The organism is Paracoccus sp. M683 (assembly GCF_007096355.1).
Classification (GTDB): domain Bacteria; phylum Pseudomonadota; class Alphaproteobacteria; order Rhodobacterales; family Rhodobacteraceae; genus Paracoccus.
On sequence record NZ_VKDF01000021.1, the window covers coordinates 1 to 19,647 of the forward strand.

The 19,647-nt window shown below is 62.0% G+C and carries 14 protein-coding genes; 2 read left to right on the forward strand and 12 right to left on the reverse strand.

Annotated elements, in window-relative coordinates; all coding sequences use genetic code 11:
• Positions 1-287: 287 nt before the first annotated feature.
• The 6 genes from FNJ84_RS20035 to FNJ84_RS20060 are packed head-to-tail and all read right to left on the reverse strand — an operon-like array spanning position 288 to position 10,914.
• A complete protein-coding gene (locus tag FNJ84_RS20035; protein WP_143794958.1) occupies positions 288-2,546 on the reverse strand; it encodes a DUF262 domain-containing protein in 2,259 nt (752 codons plus the stop codon).
• Between the two features lie 38 nt (positions 2,547-2,584).
• A complete protein-coding gene (locus FNJ84_RS20040; protein ID WP_143794959.1) occupies positions 2,585-3,823 on the reverse strand; it encodes a GIY-YIG nuclease family protein in 1,239 nt (412 codons plus the stop codon).
• 3 nt (positions 3,824-3,826) lie between these two features.
• Entirely contained in the window at positions 3,827-5,902 is a 2,076-nt protein-coding gene (locus tag FNJ84_RS20045; RefSeq protein WP_143794960.1) for a DEAD/DEAH box helicase, read from the reverse strand.
• A complete protein-coding gene (locus FNJ84_RS20050) occupies positions 5,902-8,583 on the reverse strand; it encodes a DNA methyltransferase (protein WP_143794961.1) in 2,682 nt (893 codons plus the stop codon). The genes FNJ84_RS20045 and FNJ84_RS20050 overlap by 1 nt, the downstream gene beginning before the upstream one ends.
• Positions 8,580-9,482 (reverse strand): WYL domain-containing protein, encoded by a 903-nt coding sequence (locus FNJ84_RS20055; protein ID WP_252928273.1) that lies wholly within the window; start codon positions 9,480-9,482, stop codon positions 8,580-8,582. Before FNJ84_RS20055 ends, FNJ84_RS20050 begins: the two co-directional genes overlap by 4 nt.
• Positions 9,483-9,534: 52 nt before the next feature.
• A complete protein-coding gene (locus FNJ84_RS20060; RefSeq protein ID WP_143794962.1) occupies positions 9,535-10,914 on the reverse strand; it encodes an exonuclease domain-containing protein in 1,380 nt (459 codons plus the stop codon).
• Positions 10,915-11,104: 190 nt separating this feature from the next.
• Between FNJ84_RS20060 and FNJ84_RS20065 the strand changes: the two genes are divergently transcribed.
• Entirely contained in the window at positions 11,105-13,225 is a 2,121-nt protein-coding gene (locus FNJ84_RS20065) for a UPF0149 family protein (RefSeq protein WP_143794963.1), read from the forward strand.
• 157 nt (positions 13,226-13,382) lie between these two features.
• Here the strand turns inward: FNJ84_RS20065 and FNJ84_RS20070 are convergent, their stop codons facing one another.
• On the reverse strand, positions 13,383-14,279 hold the full coding sequence (locus tag FNJ84_RS20070) for a LysR family transcriptional regulator (protein WP_255471332.1): 897 nt from the start codon (positions 14,277-14,279) through the stop codon (positions 13,383-13,385).
• Positions 14,280-14,600: 321 nt separating this feature from the next.
• Here FNJ84_RS20070 and FNJ84_RS20075 point away from each other — a divergent pair, with 321 nt between their 5' ends.
• Positions 14,601-15,233: a TetR/AcrR family transcriptional regulator gene (locus FNJ84_RS20075; protein ID WP_143794965.1), complete on the forward strand. Its 633-nt coding sequence runs from the start codon at positions 14,601-14,603 to the stop codon at positions 15,231-15,233.
• Here FNJ84_RS20075 and FNJ84_RS20080 read toward each other — a convergent pair.
• Genes FNJ84_RS20080 through trbL form a run of 5 tightly spaced genes read right to left on the reverse strand, consistent with a single transcriptional unit; the run spans position 15,228 to position 19,645 of the window.
• Positions 15,228-15,449, reverse strand: a complete 222-nt coding sequence (locus tag FNJ84_RS20080) for a DUF2274 domain-containing protein (protein WP_035746465.1) — start codon at positions 15,447-15,449, stop codon at positions 15,228-15,230. The two genes, FNJ84_RS20075 and FNJ84_RS20080, sit on opposite strands and share 6 nt — an antisense overlap.
• A gap of 2 nt (positions 15,450-15,451) precedes the next feature.
• Entirely contained in the window at positions 15,452-16,579 is a 1,128-nt protein-coding gene (locus tag FNJ84_RS20085) for a TrbI/VirB10 family protein (protein ID WP_143794966.1), read from the reverse strand.
• Positions 16,576-17,604 carry a P-type conjugative transfer protein TrbG gene (gene trbG / locus FNJ84_RS20090; protein WP_035746463.1) on the reverse strand — a complete coding sequence of 343 codons (1,029 nt, stop codon included), beginning with the start codon at positions 17,602-17,604 and terminating at the stop codon, positions 16,576-16,578. The genes FNJ84_RS20085 and trbG overlap by 4 nt, the downstream gene beginning before the upstream one ends.
• Positions 17,601-18,290, reverse strand: a complete 690-nt coding sequence (gene trbF, locus FNJ84_RS20095; RefSeq protein ID WP_035746461.1) for a conjugal transfer protein TrbF — start codon at positions 18,288-18,290, stop codon at positions 17,601-17,603. Before trbF ends, trbG begins: the two co-directional genes overlap by 4 nt.
• Positions 18,287-19,645, reverse strand: coding sequence for a P-type conjugative transfer protein TrbL (trbL, locus tag FNJ84_RS20100; protein ID WP_143794967.1), 1,359 nt, complete (start codon positions 19,643-19,645; stop codon positions 18,287-18,289). The genes trbF and trbL overlap by 4 nt, the downstream gene beginning before the upstream one ends.
• Positions 19,646-19,647 lie beyond the last annotated feature (2 nt).

Genomic DNA, 19,647 nt, shown 5'->3' on the forward strand with positions numbered 1-19,647 from the left:
ACGAAGACCTAACAGAATGGGCGGGCGGGCCATTCGATCCGCATGTCCCCGACGCCGACGAACTCCGCTCCGAAGTCTTCAAGCTCGCAAAGAAATGGAAGCCAAAGAAAACGTAGGCAGCTTCACCGGACGGTTACCATCAATCCCGCCCTTCTGGCACTGTTGTCGGAACGTGGTCAGGTAGATGCTTGCCCTACGAGGTGAGCGCCTGACGCCTATGTCCGGACCAGTCCGTACGGGCCCGAGATCTCAGGGCGCATCAGCCTTCATGCGATGCGGTGCGGCGGCTAACCGGCGCTTTTTCCGAAACGCTGCTTGACATACTCGGTGATAGCGTTCCCCTGTAGTTCTGCGGTAGCATTACCACCACGGACGAAGAAGCGCTGGAGGTTGCCATCCTTCAAGAAGGCCTCGCGCGGGCCAGGTTCAACGCGAACCATTAGAACACGAACACCATCTTGTTCTTCGAACCTCGGGTGAACGTAGGGACGGAAGATATCCCCCAATCGTGACGTGATCAGGTTCGCGAGATGAAGGGCCATCTTGTCTTCATCCGGAAAGCCATCGGCTTCGAGCCCGAGCACTTCGCCATTATCGGCGACCCCGAGAAGTAGCGTCCCACCCTTGGCGTTCAGAAAGCCGGCAATGGTTTTCAACGCTGACACATGAATCTTGTCGTCCTGCTGGCCGGTGTGGAGATTGACGCGCAGTGTAGACTTGAACTCGACGGCATCGGTTTCACCGGTCTCTATCAGCTCTGCGACGCTGATCTCCGCCTTCGCTACGCTCGGCCCATTACCATTGAGAAGCTTCCAAGCTGCCTCGATGACACGCGCCATGCGTTCCCGCCGCTCGACCAAGAAAGCTTCGTAAGGCATCTCCCACCACAGGTGCGGAAGCGCATGCCAGAAATAGAGCTCCGTTCGCTTCTCCGCGGAAAGCGCAGCGTCCAACGGTGGCACATAGGCTGACGGCGGCTTCTTACCGATGCGGATGTTTTCGGGCCATTCTACCGGCGCGAAATTTGCGATCTGATTGATCTTCTTCAGTTCCCGGATGCCAGTTTCCTCAAGATGGGCGCGTGGAAAAAGATGATGCCGTTCGAGGGCAACCTTGGTCCCCTTCACGGCAGGGTCGACAAGGCTTGCGATTTTCACCGGGCTATAGAGGGCGCAGGCATCAAGCTTGATCAGCGATGCGTTGTAGGCAAAAAGCGACGGGCTTTGGGAGGCAGAGGTCGCCAGCTGACTGGGCAGCGTGATGCTCCAGTAATCGGGCGTCAACGTCGTTGCGCAGATCTTGCGCAGCATCGCAAGGTACTCTGTACCGCCTGACAGATCCCGAACGAGAGCCAGATCCGCCTCAAACCGGGTTTCTGGGGAGTTCGTATAGCGGCCGGTCAAGGCCGCCATGAAGAAGAACTCGGCGATGGCCTGGCGCATTGACTGCTTGTCAATGCCATAGTCCACGATGCCGACCAAGTAGAGCACATAGCTGTAGATAATCGCCGTCTCGGAGCTGATCATCTTCTCCCCGCGATACCCAGCCAAAGTCAGCGCGCTAAGGAAATGGTGCCAGTTTGCCAGATTCAGTGCCTCCGCCTGTCCAGCCTGCATCTTTTGAAACTGCTCATCGCGCCTTTCGGGGTTGTCGATGCCGGTCTTGGCATCGCGGCCACGGAGGGCATTGTAGACGTTTTCAAGCCTTGCGCGCTTAAGGGCCAACCCAATCGTCGCTCTGAGCATCTGGTCGGGAGCGGGCTTGATGAAATGGTTGAACGGTGAGGCATGACCGTCGTGAGGCTTCGTGGCGGCACGGGCAAACGCCTCCAGTTCGGTGCGCCCCTCATCCCAGTATACCGACATTAGCGTCATGATGAAATCGGACTGGTTGAGTTGTTTACCCTCTCCGTTGATCCGCACGAATACATCTGCCACGGTCGCACCGTCGACCATGGCAGACAGAGTAAGGGCGGTAAAAGAGTACTGGTTCGTCAACCCGTGCAGCTTGCCAATGGCGTTCTGGATCCTTTTCTTGTCCGCATCCGATAACTCGCGCACCGACGACAGTTGATCGAGAAAATCGCCGGCGATCGAAAAGACGTTGGCCTCAGGTCGCCAGAGTTCCGAGATATCAGGAATGAATGACTTGTCCTTCACAATAGCAGCATCCCAAACCGCGAAGCGCTCAGTCAATGGATTGAAGGCGATACGAATACGCTCCTTCTTGAAGTTTCCCCGGATCACCTCCTCGCCCTTTACAACAGCATAAAGCGAGGTCAGTCGTTGCTGCCCATCGACGATGGCTAGTTTGGGGACGGCCTTGCTGTTCTTAGCGCCAATGCCTTTCAGGCCTCCCTCTGCCCCAGTGTCCCAGAACAGCAGGAACCCCGCCGGATACCCCTTGTAGAGCGAGTCAAACAGGTTGCGAACCTTCACATTCGCCCAGACGAAGGGGCGCTGCAGGTCGGGTAGCCCGACCTTGCCTAGATCAATATCGGCGATCAAGGCGCCCACGGGATAACTGGTTGTAGTGAAGATCGTCATTGGGGCACCTTGTCAGTCTAGAGAATTTGTCAGGTCTCTCAGGATTTCTTCCGGATTGTTTGCGTTTCCGGGTCGTATTCAATCTGGTGAAGGGTGCCGTCCTTGATTGCCTGGACCGCCCTGCTCACGTGCTCCGGCAAAACGTAGAACCACTCCCGCGGGTAGACCTTTCGGCCGAAACGGTCCGTGATCCACAGGTCACGCGGTCGGGCAGCATCAAAGAATCGGTGCAGGAGCCCCTCCACTTTTCGCCAGGACAGGTTGACCAGATCATAGGTGGCGACGACCTCGACCGGAGCCAGCAAGAAGGTCGGATCATTGCGCGCATCAGCAATCCGGCGGCGCACCTCTTGTGTCGTCACTCCAATCTTCAGGAGTATGTTACGCACTTCAACGATTTGAGGTTCGTTCGACTTGCTCCGAAGCACGTATACGGTCCCCGTCAGATCGATCCGGTCCGCCTCCCAATCGGGATCCAGCGCCCCCAGACCGTGCCTGTGGATTGCGCGGGAGGTAGGATCGTCTGCGAGCGCCTTCCGGAAGGACGACAAGAGCGGATCGCTTTCCGTGCCGTTTGAGAAGATGATGCGGAGCCTGTGATCGCGTTTTCCTGCGCGAGCGGTCATTTCCGCCTTCTCGGCGACATAGGTCAGCAAGCCCTTTCGAATGAAGAGGGAACCTTCGTCGACTCTGACCTCCTCATTTGGATTGATCGGGCGCACCTCACGCTCGCCGGTCTCCAGCGCGGCCTGGGTTCCCTCGAACATCGCGCGGAAGCGATCGAAATCGTGACAGGGGTAGAACTCGGCCCGGTGATCTGGAACCAGCCGTTCCTCCGCCGGGGTCACGTTTCGGATCACGGTCAACGCCTCTGAAACCTCGAGCTCCTCATCGTCAAAAATGTCATCAAGAGAAGCAGGTACTTCGTCGTTTTCCACATCGTCGCGCCAATCGGGTTCTGCAGCCAATGGTTCGGGCGTCAGCTCAAATCGTCCGCCAGACAAGAGGCCATTGCGATCGACATCCAGCAGATCTGGTGCATCCCCTTTGGCAACCAGCCGGCTCCAGATCATGCCAAGACGCATCTCATCATGATCTGCCGCCGCCGCATCCGGGACACGGCCATGCCGTTCAAAGAATGCGTTCACCTCGGTGACCAATTGGGCATCCCGCTCCCGTTCAGGCGATCGGGTGGCGCGGGGCCGCAGGGTTACGTTCAGAAGCCCCAGTTCGTCCTCTTCCTCAAGGACTTCTTCGATCGACCTGTATCGCCGCATCCGTCACGAACCCCCTTGAGCTGCGCGCATCCGCTCCGCCTTTTTCGTGCGGATGTAGGCATGGGCCTCTGCAAGGCGACGTTCCAGATCCTCGGGCGAGTTGGGGTTCGGGGGACGCCCTTCCTGGGCAGTGAACCGCTTGATCCGGGGCCAGAGGACCAGTGCCTCCTCTTCGGTCATCTGGACCCGCTGAGCGACCATGGCGCTCTGGATCTGCTGGAGCAGAGGGGTGTCCAGCGCTTTGGATGCGATATCGAACCCTTCCCGGAACGGATTGATGGAGTCGATAAGGTCGATGTCCAGTTCGCGCACGTTGATGAACTTCTTTACCATCCGGATCAGGTTCAGCGCATCCGGCGACCGCTCTTCGTCCGCGTCAGTATCCTCGACGGGCTCCTTCTCGCCGCTTTCCATCTCTTCCTGAGCCATTCGGCGCGCGATTGCGGCGATGTTCATCCGGGCCGCCAAGTCTTGCCGGATGGCTTCGGTTTCGTCGGGGGTCAAGTCTTCATACGTCTTCTCAATGATATTGGTCAGCACCAGCTGGGTCGCGACCTCTGGGGCCACGTCATCCGCGACGGTGCGCCGGTCCATCTGCTGGCATGCCTGCGCCACCAGCTCGTGCATGTCATTCTCGACGATCGCCCGCGCGCGGTCTGTCGGAGGGGCCATCAAGCCACCGATCCCGATATGAACCCGACCCTCGCCGTCCACCTCGACAGGAGGTCGGGTATCGCCATCCTCGCGCCTGTAGAACCGGAAGTTCGGTTGCAGGACCTGCTCCATCAGGAGAGCCCCCGAGATCGCCTTCAGCATGTCATTGACCGCATCCGTGACCACCCCGGTCTCGACACCGGGTTCCGCCACCAGATTGGTGAACTGGGCATGGCGCTTGCCGGGGGCATCGCGGGTCGCGCGCCCGATGATCTGGATAATCTCTGTCAGCGAGGAACGATAGCCGATGGTCAGCGCATGCTCGCACCAGACCCAATCGAACCCCTCTTTCGCCATCCCGAGGGCGATGATCAGGTCCACCTTGGCCCGGTCCGCATCATCGTCGCGCTTGCCGTCCGGCCCGACGATCTCGCGGATCAGCGAGGCCTTCACCAGATCGCGCTCCGACCCGTCGTCCACCAGGTCCGCCACCTTCAGAACGCGCCCATCGGGGAGCCGGACCAGATCGAATCCGGTCTGCTCTTCCCGGCCGATCACCTCGCCGATGCAGCTCAGGATTGCCCCCACCTCGGACTGCTTGACGTCATAGGCCTCGGCCGAGCCGCGATGCGGGATATGGATGATGGTCTTCAGGTCCGGGTTCAGCACCTCGGGGATCGCGCTGATATACTGGTCCCGGTAGAAACTGTAGGAAATTCCAAGGCTTTTCAGGAACCGATACCCGTCCAACTGCTCGTAATAGCTGTAGGTGATCGACCGGAACCGCGCTTCATCCTCGGGCCGCAGGACCGGGATGCTGTCGCCCCGGAAATAGGAGCCGGTCATCGCCATCACATGCGCCTGACCCCGGTTCAGGATGCGGCGCAGGATTTCACCCAGCCGGTTGTCATCCCCGGCGCTGACATGGTGGAACTCGTCGATGGCGATCAGGCAATCGTCGAAGGCCGCTGTCCCCTCGTCCTCGGCGATCTCATCGAAGGCAAAGCGAAAGGTGGCATGGGTGCAGACCAGCACCCGATCCCCGGATGCCATGAAGTCGCGCACCGCGCGCACCTTGCCGCTGGTCACCCCATCCTCTGCGCCGCTCAGGCAAAGGTTCCAGCGCGGGTCCACCTGCCAATCCGCAAAGAACCCGTGTGAGGTAAGGTCGGTTGACCGGAACGAGGCGCCGATCGAAGTTTCGGGGACGCAGACGATGGCCTTGCCCACCCCCTGATTTTCCAGCTTGTCCAGCGCCACGAACATCAGCGCGCGGGATTTCCCGGCGGCGGGCGGCGCCTTCAGCAGGATGAACTGGGCCGCGCGGGCGTCATAGACTCGGGCCTGCATGGGGCGCATGCCCATCGGGTTCGGTTCCTGCGTCTTGCCGGTCTGGCCATAGGTGACGCGAACGAAATCGGACATCAGGCGGCCCCCTTCTTCAGCTTTTTCGCCCGCGCGGCATAGAGCTTGAACAGGTGCTCCAGCCGTTCGGTGTCATTGCGGAACGGGCGGCCGATATACATGCTTTCCAGCAGGTCATCGTTTGCCTTGTGGGCGGCGCGCAGATCGTCGGGCATCTTGTCGGGATCGTAAAGCTGGGCAATGGTCGCCGGGTAATGGCCATAGCGACAGCGCAGGATGGCCATGGCCGAGGCGGTCAGGGCAGCCAGTTGATCGCCGGTGAATTTCGGGACCGGGAAGGTGTTCCAGCCGAGGGTGTTGGAATAGCGGAAACGGGATTCCAGCCGCCCGCAGACCGTCCCGATCCAGACCAGATGCAGGCGCGAGGCGATCAGCGCCATGCACCAGTCGGGGGCGTCCAGTATGACATGGTTATTGTCTGACGACACAAAATCAGCGCCCACACGATCAAAGGGAAGATATGGTCGATTTTCAGAACTCGTTCGGGGGACAAGAATAGCGTGGCTCTTCGGCGCAACATGTTCGCGGAATTGGTGTGGTCGCTGCGCCATTCGACGTGTCCCAGAATCCTTGCTCGCAAGACGGTCGGTCTTTACAGCGTCGATCCGACGGCTAATTTCCGGAATTTTTCTCGCAACCTCGACCTCATGATCGTCTATCCAGAGGCAGAACCGCTGGAGGCCGTGGATCACCTCGCGTGAACCACCGAATTTTCTGATGAAGGGCGCAGCTTCCGGGGAAACATCCAGCATGGCATCCCTTTCCTCCGGCGACAGGATGAGGTGCCCGAAGTCGTATGGAAAATTCCCCGGCCCCATCTGCGGCATACCAAAAAGACTATTCCGCGTAGCGGCGACAAATATCTGTTGGCCCGCAATCAGGTAGGCATTGATTGCTTCGACAGTATGGGCTGTGCTTTCATCAAATAGGCGAACAGATCCCTGCTTGTGCTGCCGAAGCCCTACGATCACGCACTCAACTGCCGCGTTTCTCGCCGCGTTGTTTCGCCATTTAAACGATCGGTGGGCAAAGAAAATCTGGTTTCCGCCACTCAAAATCTCGGTCCAAAGCGGTTCAACAGATGCCCCCTGAACTGTGGAACTTGTTGCAAGTAGAGCTGCGACACCGGCATGATCGCGAACATAGTCGGCAGCCTTAAGCAGCCATGCCGATACGAAATCAAGACGCCCGCTCGAATCTACGCGACCGCTGAAAACATGATTGAAGTCCGCTTTCTGTTCGGCTGTCCGGTAGGTTGTTCCGACAAACGGCGGGTTCCCCGCGATGAACACCTCGCCGCCATCCTCCGGCGGCGGGCAGACCCGTTCCCAGTCAACCCGCAGCGCGTTGTCGCAGACGATATTCGCCGCGTCCCTCAGCGGCAGGTCGGCGGGCTTGCGGCCGAAGGCCTCCTTGAAGAGGGCGTTGGCCTGATACTCGGCGATGAACAGCGCCAGCTTTGCCGTTTCCACGGCAAAATCGGTCAGTTCGATCCCATAGAAGTTCCGGATCGGCACCGCCGACCACATTTCGGTCTGGGCGCCGCCGGTCAGTTCGGCAAGCCGCGTCAGAATCCTGATCTCGCGCTCGCGCAGGGACCGATAGGCGACGACAAGAAAATTCCCCGAGCCACAGGCCGGGTCGAACACCCGGATTTTCCCGATCCGCTCCAGCACCTGCCGCAAGGCCCGCTCGCGCCCCCAAGCCTTTTCGATTTCGGCATCAAGATCATCAAGGAACAGCGGCCCCAGCACCTTCATGATGTTCGGGACACTGGTATAGTGCATCCCCAGTTCCGACCGCAATTTGGCGTTCGCCACCGACTGGATCATCGAGCCGAAGATGTCCGGGTTGATCCCGGTCCAGGTCTCGCCACAGACATCCTTGAGATACCGGGTGGCGGTCACGTCGAACACCGGCGCGTCGATGCGGCCGGCAAAGAGGCCGCCGTTGACGTATTCGAACTCGCGCGTCGAGGCGGGCAGCCCGCCTCTGTCCGGCTTGGGCGTGTTCATCGCGGTGAAAGCGTTGATCAACACCTCACGCATCCCTTCACCCCGGTCGCCGGCATGGGTGAAGATCAGGCGGCTGAACTGATTTTCGGGGAAGATACCGACATCTTCGGCAAACATGCAAAAGATCAGCCGGGTCATCAGCTGGTTCATGTCATGCTGACGCGCCTTTTCTGCCCAGTCCGGGTTCTTGCGGATCAGCGCGTCGTAAAGCTTGGCCAGCTTGCCCGCGACCTTGACGTCAACCGGGTTCTCCTCGGCCGCGCGGTAGCGTTCCTTCCCGGCGGCGGGCAGGAAAAAGCCGAAGCGGTCGCCAAGTTCCGAAAAGGCGCAATAAAGGGTGTCGCCGGACTTTGGATGCTCGGCGGCGATTTCTTGTCCGTCTGTGGCGATCAGAATAGCGGGCCGGTGCTTCGCGTTTCGCTTGCTGGCCCGCAAGGCATCCAGACACGCCGCGCTCATGCCGGGCAGTGCCGGGGAAAAATGGAACTTCTGGTTCAGAAGCACCCCATCGGGAATGTCGGACTTGTTGTAGGTGCCGCCCTTGAGCTTCGCGATCGTCGCGGGTGCGTTGTCGGTCGCCAAGGCGAACTCGAAGGGAAATTCCGCAGCATCGAAGGGCTTGCTCGCAAGATTGGCCAAGGCCTCGTAAATTTCAGTGGGGTTCATGCGTAGACCTTTGGCAGGGAATTCTGGCTGATCAGTACAATTTGCTGGTCCTGCGGCCGCCGCGCCGCCGGGTCCGTGTCGAGGCCGAGACGCTTGAGCGCATAGAACAGCAGCGCCTTGCGCACAGGAATCTGCGCGCGCTCGTTCTCCATCCCATAATCCATCTCGATCGCACGACGTTGCGTTGGAGAAAGATCAGGATGCGGCCCGATTTCCAGGATGACCTCCGTGTGCCAATCGACATCACTCTGAGGGTCGGCCGTGACCGGCCCGTGCTTGCCTGTTTCGACAATCCGGGAGAGCAGGAAATCCTTGAACACCTGGTCATTCTGACAGAACGCACGGGCGTGCCAGCGAAACCCGTCGAAGGCCAGTGAGTGCGGCTCGATCCAGCGCGCGCTTGGCTCGGGGCGCGACATCGACTGGTAGGTTACCTCAAGAGCCGATGGCTCATGAATGGCGGTCAACACCTCGCGCAGGGTTTCGGACGCAATCCCCCGCGCGGGTGTCGGCGTGGTTCCATAGCCTGGAAACAGACAGATCCAGCTCTGCTCGCGCGAGACCAGGCCCTGATCGAGGGCACGCAGCTGAGCGAGATAGTCCTCGGCGGAAGGCTTTATGAAATGCGGCTTGAAGCTCCGACCCCGGACATAGGCACGCTGGCTCTTGTCATAGACGAGGTTTCGCTTCCACCGCTCTGCATAGCCCGTCAGGTCGAGGGATGCCTGCTGGAGTGAGATGCCGAAAGTTTCCATCAGGTCCGAGCGATTGATCCGGCCATGCCAGAACACCCGGAATTCGATGAACTCGTTACGCCGCTCCGCACCCCAGTTCAGCTGTTTGATCTGTCTGCGGGGCACACCGAGCCTTTCCTTCACCTGTTGCGAGTATAGAACCATAAATTAGTCCCTCGCAATAAAATGATTCTGGTAGCTGAACAGCCTCTGATCGTTAGCTTTCCGGCAGACCAAACTGTTGCAGGAATATCTCGATCTCGGCGACAAGTCCCAGATCGAGCCCTTCATCGGCCCGCATCTCGTCCAGAGCAGCGTGTGCGCGAACCGTGGTCATACATTCAGTCTCCCGGTCCTCCGGTGCAGACCAGCGCCCCCGCAACCATGCCTCGTATTGCCCGCGCTCTTCGGTCGAGAGCAGATCGGGCGCGTGAAACGCAACGAGGCGGCGGCCGAGCTGGCGCAGGCGGGGGTCTGCAAGACTGGACACGATCTCCTGCCGTCGACGCCAGTCCGCAGGCTGGAACTTGGCAAGGAGAGTCTTGTCCGCATGGCCGTAGAAGCCGTCATAGATCTGCTTTTCTACCGGAGGCAGCGGTGCCGCAGGATCTTTGGGGAAGCGGGCGGCCAGCGCCTGCGCGACCCGCGCCCGGAAGTCAGGAGCAGTAGCGATCACATGTGCCCGCTGCACCTGGATAGCGCTGGGCGTCGAGACCGAAAGTAAAGCGGGTGACTTATTGATCGAGAAGGCCCGGATGACCTTGGGTGTGGCATCGACGGCAGCAAAGAGCGTTGCGTCATCGACCGCAAGGAGATCTGCCGGATCAGTGGCATCAAGATCGAAGAAGGCCGCCTGATTGGCGTTGCTGGCCGACATGCCACAGAAGCAGCCGACGGTCGCGTGCGGCGGGCCGCCGCCAAAACGCTCCACCAGCGCCATGGGCTGGTAGGTTTCAAGGCTGGCTTGAACATGCGCCTTGTCCCGGTTGGCCAGCAATTCTGCCCAGAGCGCCGGGGCACGGTCGGCGATGCGGCGGGCGATGTGTATGGTCGCCTCGACATCGCCGAGCGCATCATGCGCATCGTGTGCAGCAAAGCCGTTCAGCGGCGCTATGCGGTCCAAATTGAAGCGTAACCTGCCGTCCACCTCGACCGGCCACTCAAACAGGTCAGGCTGACGATACCAGACGGCATAGAGCGCGGTCAGCACATCGAAGCGCGTGTTGCCGTTGAACTGGGTGGCGAAGATGTCGGGCTGCAGGTTTTGATAAAAGGCCTGGCGCAGCATTTCCTCATCGAAGCGGACGCTGTTGAAACCGGTCCAGATCGCGGGAGACCAGCGCTTGATCAGCGCGCCGATTTGCTGCGCAAGCTCGAAGAACGTCGGCAAAGCCGGGTCTAGGAGCTGCGCCGGGCGCACCCCGGTAACTGCAAGCGCCCAAGGCGACGGAATGACATGCGGCGCGATGCGGCAACGCAAATTGACGCGCTCGATCTCCGCGAGCGCATCATCCGTCAAAATGGCAGCGAATTGCAGGGGCTGATCGAATGCAGGGGAAGTGCCGGTCGTCTCCAGATCGTAGAAGGCAAAGGTCATGGGGCACTATAACTTGTGGTCACCGTCGCGTCAGCATCGATGTTCCGGTCTGGACCTGTGGCCAACGACGACGGGTCGGACCTGTTCTGGGCCAATAAGTGCCGCTCTCAGTGCTCGCGTCGGTGACAATCCCACGGCCGGCGAATAGGCTGCGAAAAATATAAGGGCGCGATTCAGAAAGTGGGGATACGTGTCGGAAGGACCGATCGAGACAGCATTGGCGGAACTGTCGCGGCTGCAGGACGATGATAGTGCGCGCGGCGAGGTTCTCGACCGCGCAAGTTTTTCGATGCTGCATCGGCCAGCATTGGGTGGCCGTCTGGTCGCGAAGCTCTGCGCCACGAAGGAGAGTGCCCCGGAGCTGGAGCCACTCACCGAATTGCTGGCATCGGCACTGGATGCCGCACGTATCGCTAGGGAGAACCGAAAGAAGCGAGGTGATACCTTTCTAGAGGCCGTGGCAGATGCGGTCGAACTGGCTTCTGGCCAGGGGCGCCTGAGCCCCTTCCACCGCCTGCTCCTTGCAAGCGCATGGACCACGAACGGACTGCCCGCACCCACATCTCTGGAGGTTTCTGCCGCCGATATGATGCTCGCAGCGCCCAGTCCTGCCCCGCAGGATCGTGTCGCGGCGGAGGCGGCGCTGGAAGATCTGTTCCGCAGTCTGATCGAGCAGACCGAAGGCGATGCGCTCGCGCTGCATGCAGCGCTGACCGAGACGTTCCCAGCAATGCCGTCGGCAATGCGTCAGCATGTCATTGCATGGTCGGTTGGACGATCGGAGCCGATCCACGCGAAGCTGGCATGTTTCTGGCTGCTCGATCCGTCAGCGCAGATCCGCGCTGCGGCGGCGCACGCCTTGGGCGAACGCGCCGCGACAGGCACGCTCTCGCAGGAGATAGCGGGCAAGATGGTGATCCTGCGCAGCTGGATGCCTCAGGACGAGGCCCGCGCCTCGGTGGACAAGGCATTGAAACTCGCCATGCGGTCGGGTCTGGCGACCGGCGCGTCAGCCAAGCCGTGGACTATCCATTCGGTCATGGCCACACTGCCCGATGGCGGCGGCGCGCAAAGCCTCATGATCGCGCTGCAGTCGGGCGGCAGCCGCAAGACCGCGATGCTGCTCTTCAAGCAGGGCCACGGGGTCAAGGACGCCTACACCGTGCCCTGCAAATCGGCGAACGAACAGAAGGCGCTGTTAAGCCGCATCAGCCAGGAGACCGGCGCGGTCAAGGTGCCCCTCTCCTGGCTCGAAGGCAGCCTCGCCATGGCGCTGGCCGATGGCCTTGCAGCAGGGTTGCCCCCGGCCGCGGGCCTCATCGAGGTGGCGGAACTTTGCGGCCTCGATAAGCTGCGGCCGGAAGCGGTCACGACCGAGGCCCTGATCGCGGCGCTGCCCGTCGCGGAACGCATACGCGGTCTCTCGGCTCCGGCGCAAGGCAAGCTGATCAATGCCAGCGAGGGCTGGTGGGATCGCCATGAGATCGTCCAGAGTTGGTTCGAGGAAAGTGATCATGCGCATGAGGTGCTCGAGGGCCGCCACAACCCGCGCGCGCTGGACGCGGCGCTCTGGCGATGGCTCGAGACCCGGCGCGACTTCTGGGCGCGGCTTGTCGCGCGGGCGGCAGATGTGCTGGCCGCAAGCGACCACCCGGACGCCGCCAGCTTCACGGCCACGGCAATGGCGCTCCTCGAAGGACGCGATCTGAAGAAGATCCCGGTCATGGCCGATGTCCACGACCAGACAATCGAGGCGTGGGTGTTCGACGATCCTGACGTGGATCAGGACGCCACGCTTGAGGAATGGGTGGAAGAGGCGGAGGCAGATGCGCCAAAGCCGGAGCGGAAGGGCGAACTGGCGCGCCTCGTGAAAGGCTCGGCGATCACGGCGGACTGGATAGACGGGTTCCTGATGTCGGCCACCATCGCGCCGAAGGTGATCGCGCCGAACAGGTGGCTACCCGAGATCCTCGGCAGCGCCATTGGCAACCTCACGTCGGATAGTATCCAGCGCTTCGCCGATCTGATCCTGATGCGCGCGAACGCCTGCTTGGACCAAGCGAAAGAGGCTGCGGAGTTTTCAGCGGCGATGTCCGCGCGAAGCCAGATGGCCATGCGGGACTGGGCGGCCGGGTTCAGTTATGCCTGTGGGCATTTCCGATCATCCTGGCCCGCAAAGTCGACCGGCCCGGATGATCGGGCGATGATGCAGCGCGTTGCCGATGCGATGGCCACGGGCTTCAGCGCTGCCGAGGTGAAGGCGCTCAGCCAGTGGATAGCCGCGCGCCATAATCGAAACTGCGGTTCCTGAAGCCCGCGACTTCCGCCGAATTTCGTTCGGTGGGGGGAACGCAGGAGTTCTTGTGCCACGCATCCTGCGGAACTGAGGCTTCCCGTCGGCGCTGAAAGTGGTGCTGTATGAGAGGAATCGCAACAGAGGCACACATTTGGAAAGCGACGATGTCCCCTCAGGCGTTCGGTTGTAATGCTGACGAGGTTTTCCCCATCGCTCGAGCCATGCTCAACAGGCGCCTGCAGGCCGGATTATCGTTTCTATCCGACCAGACCATGCTGAAGGGCAGCACTTCATCCGCCAGTTGCCGGAATGCGATCCCCGGAAACTGCCCAACGGTGGTGGCTTCGCTTGTCAGCGTTAGCCCCCGACCGACAGCTACCAGCGACAGGATATTGTCGCGGCCCACATGCTGGGATTGAATGTCAGGGTGATGACCGAGACCGGCAAGGTGAGCAACCAGATAGTCGTGGATCTCCTGGCCCGGTGCGACATCGCTCACGATGAAGCGTTCACCTGTCAGATCAGGCCATTCGAGTTCGGCTTTGGCGGCCAAGGGATGGCCAGCAGGCAGCACCACGAAGACCCGTTCGCACCAGAGATGCTCCGTTTCGCAGCCATCCCAGGGTGCCGTTCCGGTTATGAAAGCGATGTCCAGATCCAACTGCCGGACGGCAGCGACGTGCTCGGACGGATTTCCATCTATAAGATCGACCTGAACGGTCGGATGGCGCGTCCCGAACCGTCGCAGGAGGTTAAACAGAAATCCCGACGCCAGCGAAGAAAATATCCCGACCTTGAGCAGTCCCTGGTCAGCCCGACCGACCGCGGCAACCTTGGTCACGCCGATGTCGATCTGCCGAAGAGCATGCCGGGCGCTGCGCAGAAACTCCTGCCCGGCGACCGTCAGCCGCACCCCGCCCGAATGTCGTATGAATAGTGAGGCACCCAATTCATCCTCAAGGTCGCGGATCTGGCGGCTGACCGATGATTCATTGATGTCCAAGGCGATTGCAGCCTTGCGGAAGCTCCCGTGGTCGGCCGCAGCAAGGAAATGCCGCAACTGGCGCAACCGGATTGTGCTCTTACCAGCGCTGCCCTCGACAATACGCGCGAGGACGGAGCTACCAGATGGGGCGTCCCTGTTTCGGTGCATAGGCATGGCACATCATCCCGAACCGCAGTCGTCTTCTGGCCAGCGCTCGGTCGCGGCCTGCCAGCGAAGGCGATGGTGCGTGCCGTGATGGCCAGGTTCATACGCGACCATCTGCCGTCCTCCACACCTCAAACTTAATACCATTCAGTTCCCAGATGGTGCTGCTTGACATCGGCTCCGTCAACGAAAAAAATAAATCGTATTCAGTTTCAGCGGACAGTCGCAACAGGGATCTCGATGGCTCGCCCCCGAAAAGAGCAGGAACTTGATATTGCTCGCCGTGCGGTCGAGGAAACGATCCGTCTGCTGGCACAGCAAGGCGACTTCGATGTTCCACTGACCTCGGTGGCACAGGCCGTGGGCTGCACGGCGCCGGCCCTTTACGGCCATTTCCGCAACAAGAATGCTTTACTGCGCGCGGCGCGCGACGAAGGATTTGGACGCCTCTACAACGAGAAGTTCGCGGTTTTCGAACAGATGCGAGGCGATCCGTTCGGCTATTTGCGCGATGGCAGCTATGCCTATGCGCGCTTCGCCCTGGAGAACCCCACTCTGTACCGGCTGATGTTCTCACCGCCCCCGAAGCTTGGGGTGAGCGATGATCCGTGGTCAAGCGAAGCGGGTCGTCAGGTCCTGAGTCTGCTGCTGACAGGCCTGCGCTCATCTCAGGAGCATGGTTACTTGCCGGGTGCTGACCTGCAACGCTACGGCTTCATGTTCTGGTCAACGATCCATGGAGCGGTCAGTCTGAACATTCAGAACCGCCTGCTGGACCACGCGGCGAAGTGGGACTCGACGCAGAGCGTGATAGACGCGCTCATGGAGATGATCGCGGCAACCGGCCCGGCCAAACACCCGATCACGTCATGAGCGGATCTTTCGCGCCTTTGCAAAGCCACGATCCGTGGCGATGAACCGCTCCAACATCGGTACGATCAGCCTGACGGGATCGGCGGTGGGCTGGCCGGTCTCGCGGGCCAGTACCTCGGCATAGGCGACCAGATCGCGGTGAAGCGACGCGGGCAGTTCCACCGTCACCTTCACGGGCTTGTCGTCGGGGAGCGGGCCGAGTTTCAGCTTTGTCATGGTCAACCTCCTGCCGGCTCGAATACCAGATCGCGGGTGACGATGATCCTGACCGGGTAGCCAGGACGGATCGTCAGTGTCGGTACGACCTGCAACTGGCGCTGGACGATCTGCTGACCCGCCTGGTTGATGGTATCCTGCGCCCCGTCGCGTATGGCGCGGATCAGTCGATCCTCGTCGCTGCTGGCCAATTCCGCACCGACCGCAAGCAAGGTCGAGAGGCCAGCGGCCCGCATCAGATCCCACCAGTGGTAATCCACGCCATCCTCAAGCCCGGCGTAACCGGAAGCGTCCGCACCCGGCAGGCGCTCCAGGACGATGGAGCGGCCGCCGGGCAGGATCAGGCGATTCCAGACCAACAGGACGCGGCGCTGGCCGAAGGTCACACCGTCATCATATTGGCCGATGATGCGCGTTCCCTGCGGGATCAGCAACAAGCTGCCGGTCGGGCTGTCATAGACGTTCTCGGTCACTTGGGCCGTGATCTGGCCGGGCAGATCGGAACGGATGCCGGTGATAAGCGCCGCCGGGATCACCGCCCCGGCCTGAAGGATATAGGGCGATGCCGGTGGTGCGACGCGATCCGGGGCGACGGTTTGCCGGTCCACAGGCCCGTTGAGAAAAGCGGTATGGCGATCCTGCGCTGGAGCCTGACCACCGAGATCGAGACCCGCGAGGCCGGGCATGGTCGTTCCCGGCGTCGCTCCAGCCCGCGGGCCAGACTGGAAGAACACGCCGCTCAGACGAGCGGCTTCTTCCTCGGCGAGACGACGCTGCTCATCTGGATCAACGGCGGGCGCCGTGATGGTCGGTGGCGCGACCGGCTGCCCCCGATTCTGCGCCTCAAGTATCGGGCGACCGAGATCGCCCGGCAACGCCGGTCCCAGGACCGGGCCGGTATAGTCGCGCGGCAGGCCGGCAAGCCCATCTGCTGTGGGGCGGTTCTCGGTCGAATAGAGTTCGCCGCCGCCCGGCCCGGCATCGCGGGTCTGGAGAGCGTAGATCAGTGCCCCGCCAATGCCGAGAAGGGCAACGGCTCCGGCGCCTGCCAGCACCTTGCGGGACAGGCGGGTGACGCGGGGCGGCTCGGCGCGCAACCGCATGGGGGCTGCGGTGTCGGTATCGCTCATGAGGGTGATCCTCCCGTGGTCGCACCGGCTGGCTGGGCTGCGGCCCGCGTCTGCTCGACGCGGACGATCCTGACGACCTGCTGGCGGTCGCCGCTGCCGAGGCGAAGTTCCGCTGCGCCGAACAGGCGGTCCACGATCAGGACGTTCCGATGGATGCGGGAATTGACGATCTGCGGTTCGCCGTCCGATCCAAGGACGAACAGAGGCGGCATCTCTCCCTGCACGATGCCACGCGGGAAGACGACATAGACGCGCCTGCCGTCGTCGAAGACGGAAACCGGCCGCCATGGCGGGCTGCTGCCCTGCACCTGCAAGCCGTAACGATAGTTGCGCGCGGTCTCGGCCGGGATGACGGGGGCTGAGGGCGTGGTCACGCGGCTTCCCGGCGGTGGTGTCGGATACGCCCATGCCACGGCAGGCATATAGAGAGCTTCGCGGGCGCGGAGTTCGATCATGTAGATGCGCCGGTCGGTGGTGATGACGAGGTTGGTCGAAATGTCCGGTCGGGTCGGCTTCACCAGCACATGCACCCGGCGGGTCGGGCCGCTGCCGCTCTCCGTGTCACCGATGATCCAGCGGGTGGTGTCTCCGGCGGCAATCGGCCCCGCGCCGGTCAGGCTTTCGCCCGGCTCCAGCGCGATGGTGGTGATTTGCCCGACTGCGGCATAGACCTGATAGAGCGCGCCTTCCGACCAGGGATAAATCTGGATGGCATTATAGTAGCCTTCCCGGCGCGGCTCGACGCGGGCGGCGGCATTGGCGTTCTCGACGCGGGCCGTCGCCGTGCCGGCAGCCTCGCCGCCCCGCGCCACAGTCCAGGCGGGCGGGACGTGCAGCGGCCGGGGCGTTGTGTCGGCTGCGGCGGCCTGCACGGTCGGCACCGGCGGCACATCGGCGTCGTAGCTGAACTGCGGCGTCCGGTTGGTGGCGCAGCCGGCCAGCATGGTGGCGGAAAGCAGCAAAGCCGCGAAGGCGGGTTTGCGGAAAACCGGAAGCCCGGCTTTGCGGAAAGTCGTGGCGGTCATTGGCTCATCTCCCGCGACCAGTTGATCGCGTTGACATAGATTCCGAGGGGATTGGAGCGCAGCCGCTCGGCATTGCGCGGGGTCTGGATCACGACCGTCAGGATCGCGGTCCATCGCTCGGTGGTGGAGAGTTGGCCGTTCTCGTAGTGCCGCTCAGACCAGGCCACACGGAAACTGTCCGGCGACGCCCGGATGATGCTCGATACTTCGACGGCTACCTGCTGGCGGCCGACGCGCGTGAAGGGATCGTTGGAGCGGGCATAGTCGTTCAATGCGGCCGCGCCCCGGTCGGTGGTGAACTCGTAAGCCCTGAGCCAGTTCTGGCGGACGACGATGGCGTCGGCCGGGAGCGCGCGCACCTGTTCGATGAAACGGCCGAGGTGAAAGGCGATCTGCGGGTCGGTCGGCCGATAATCGGCTGCTGCCGGCGCGACGGCTTGCGCCTGGCCGAGATTGTCCACCTGAACGACCCATGGCACGATGCTCCCACGCGCCGATTGCCAGACAAGAGCGCCGGCGAAACCTGCCGCGAGGATCAAGGAGCCGAACGCCATGTAGCGCCAGTTCCTTGCCTGGACCCGGGCCGAGCCGATGCGGTCGTCCCAGACCTGCGCGGCGCGCTGATAGGGCGTTTCGGGTTCCGGCATCTTGCCGTAATGGGTCGTCGGTCGTTTGAAGATGTTCATGTGCGGTTACTTTCGGAAAGGCTGACGGAGGAGCCGCCACCATGGCTGTCGCCGGACCGGACGGCATGGGCGGCAGCGGTGACGCCATGGCTCATCGCCCGGCTGCGGCGCATGTTCTGCGCCCAGGCCGGCGGGCTATCTGCGGCTGAGGGCGTTGACGGATCAGGCGATGGGGCGCCGCCGATCGTGCCCATTGAGGAGCTGCCGCCGGACGCCGCGAACCCCGCTTTTGCGCCGTCGGAATAGCTGGATTTCATACTGTCGGCGGAGCGAGACGCGGCACGCTTGAGGGGCGAGATGGCTGCGGATGCTCCGGTGCGCGCCACGCCACCAAGGCCGGACGCGACACCGGCTGCACCGGACCCGCCCATGGAACTGAGCGTATAGGCCGACGAGGCCGCACCGGCGGCCGAGGCCCCGCCGCGGGCAAGTGCAGCACCGCCCGAAAGTGCGGCACCGCCACCACGCGCCGCAAGCATGGTCACGCCACCGCCCGCGACAGCAGCACCGCCGACCGCGAGGCCGGTTCCAACCGCCGCCCCTGCGCTGAGTTGCGGGCCGCCCGAGACGAGGCCGGTGGCGATACCGGGACCGAAGATACCGAGGCCGAGAAGAGAAAGGGCGGCCAGCACGATGGCCATGGCGTCGTCAATGGTCGGGGTCGCACCGCCGAAGCCTGCAGTGAATTGGCCGAAGAGCGTCGAGCCGATGCCGATGATGACGGTCAACACCAGCACCTTGATGCCGGATGAGACGACATTGCCCAGGACCCTTTCAGCCATGAAGGCGGTCTTGCCGAAGAGACCGAAGGGGATCAGCACGAAGCCTGCAAGCGTCGTCAGCTTGAACTCGATCAGGGTGACGAAGAGCTGGATCGCCAGGATGAAGAAGGCGAGGATCACCAGTGCCCAGGCGAAGAACAGGCAGAGGATCTGCACGAGGTTTTCAAAGACCGCGATCCAGCCCATGAGATCGGAAATGGATTCGAGCAGCGGGCGCCCGGCATCGAGGCCGATCTGGGCGACGCGGCCAGGGCGCAGGAGATCGGCGGCAGAAAACCCCGTGCCCGAGGCCATGAGGCCGAGGCCGGCGAAGCTCTCGAAGACGATGCGGGCGAGATTGTTCCAGTTGGCGATGATATAGGCGAAGACGCCGACGAAGATCGTCTTCTTCACCAGGCGCGCGATGATGTCGTCGTCGGCGCCCCAGGCCCAGAACAGGGCGGCGAGCGTCACGTCGATGACGATGAGCGTCGTGGCAATAAAGGCAACCTCACCGCCGAGCAGGCCAAAGCCCGAGTCGATGTAGCCGGTGAAGATGCCGAGAAAATTGTCGATGACCCCCGTCCCGCCCATGA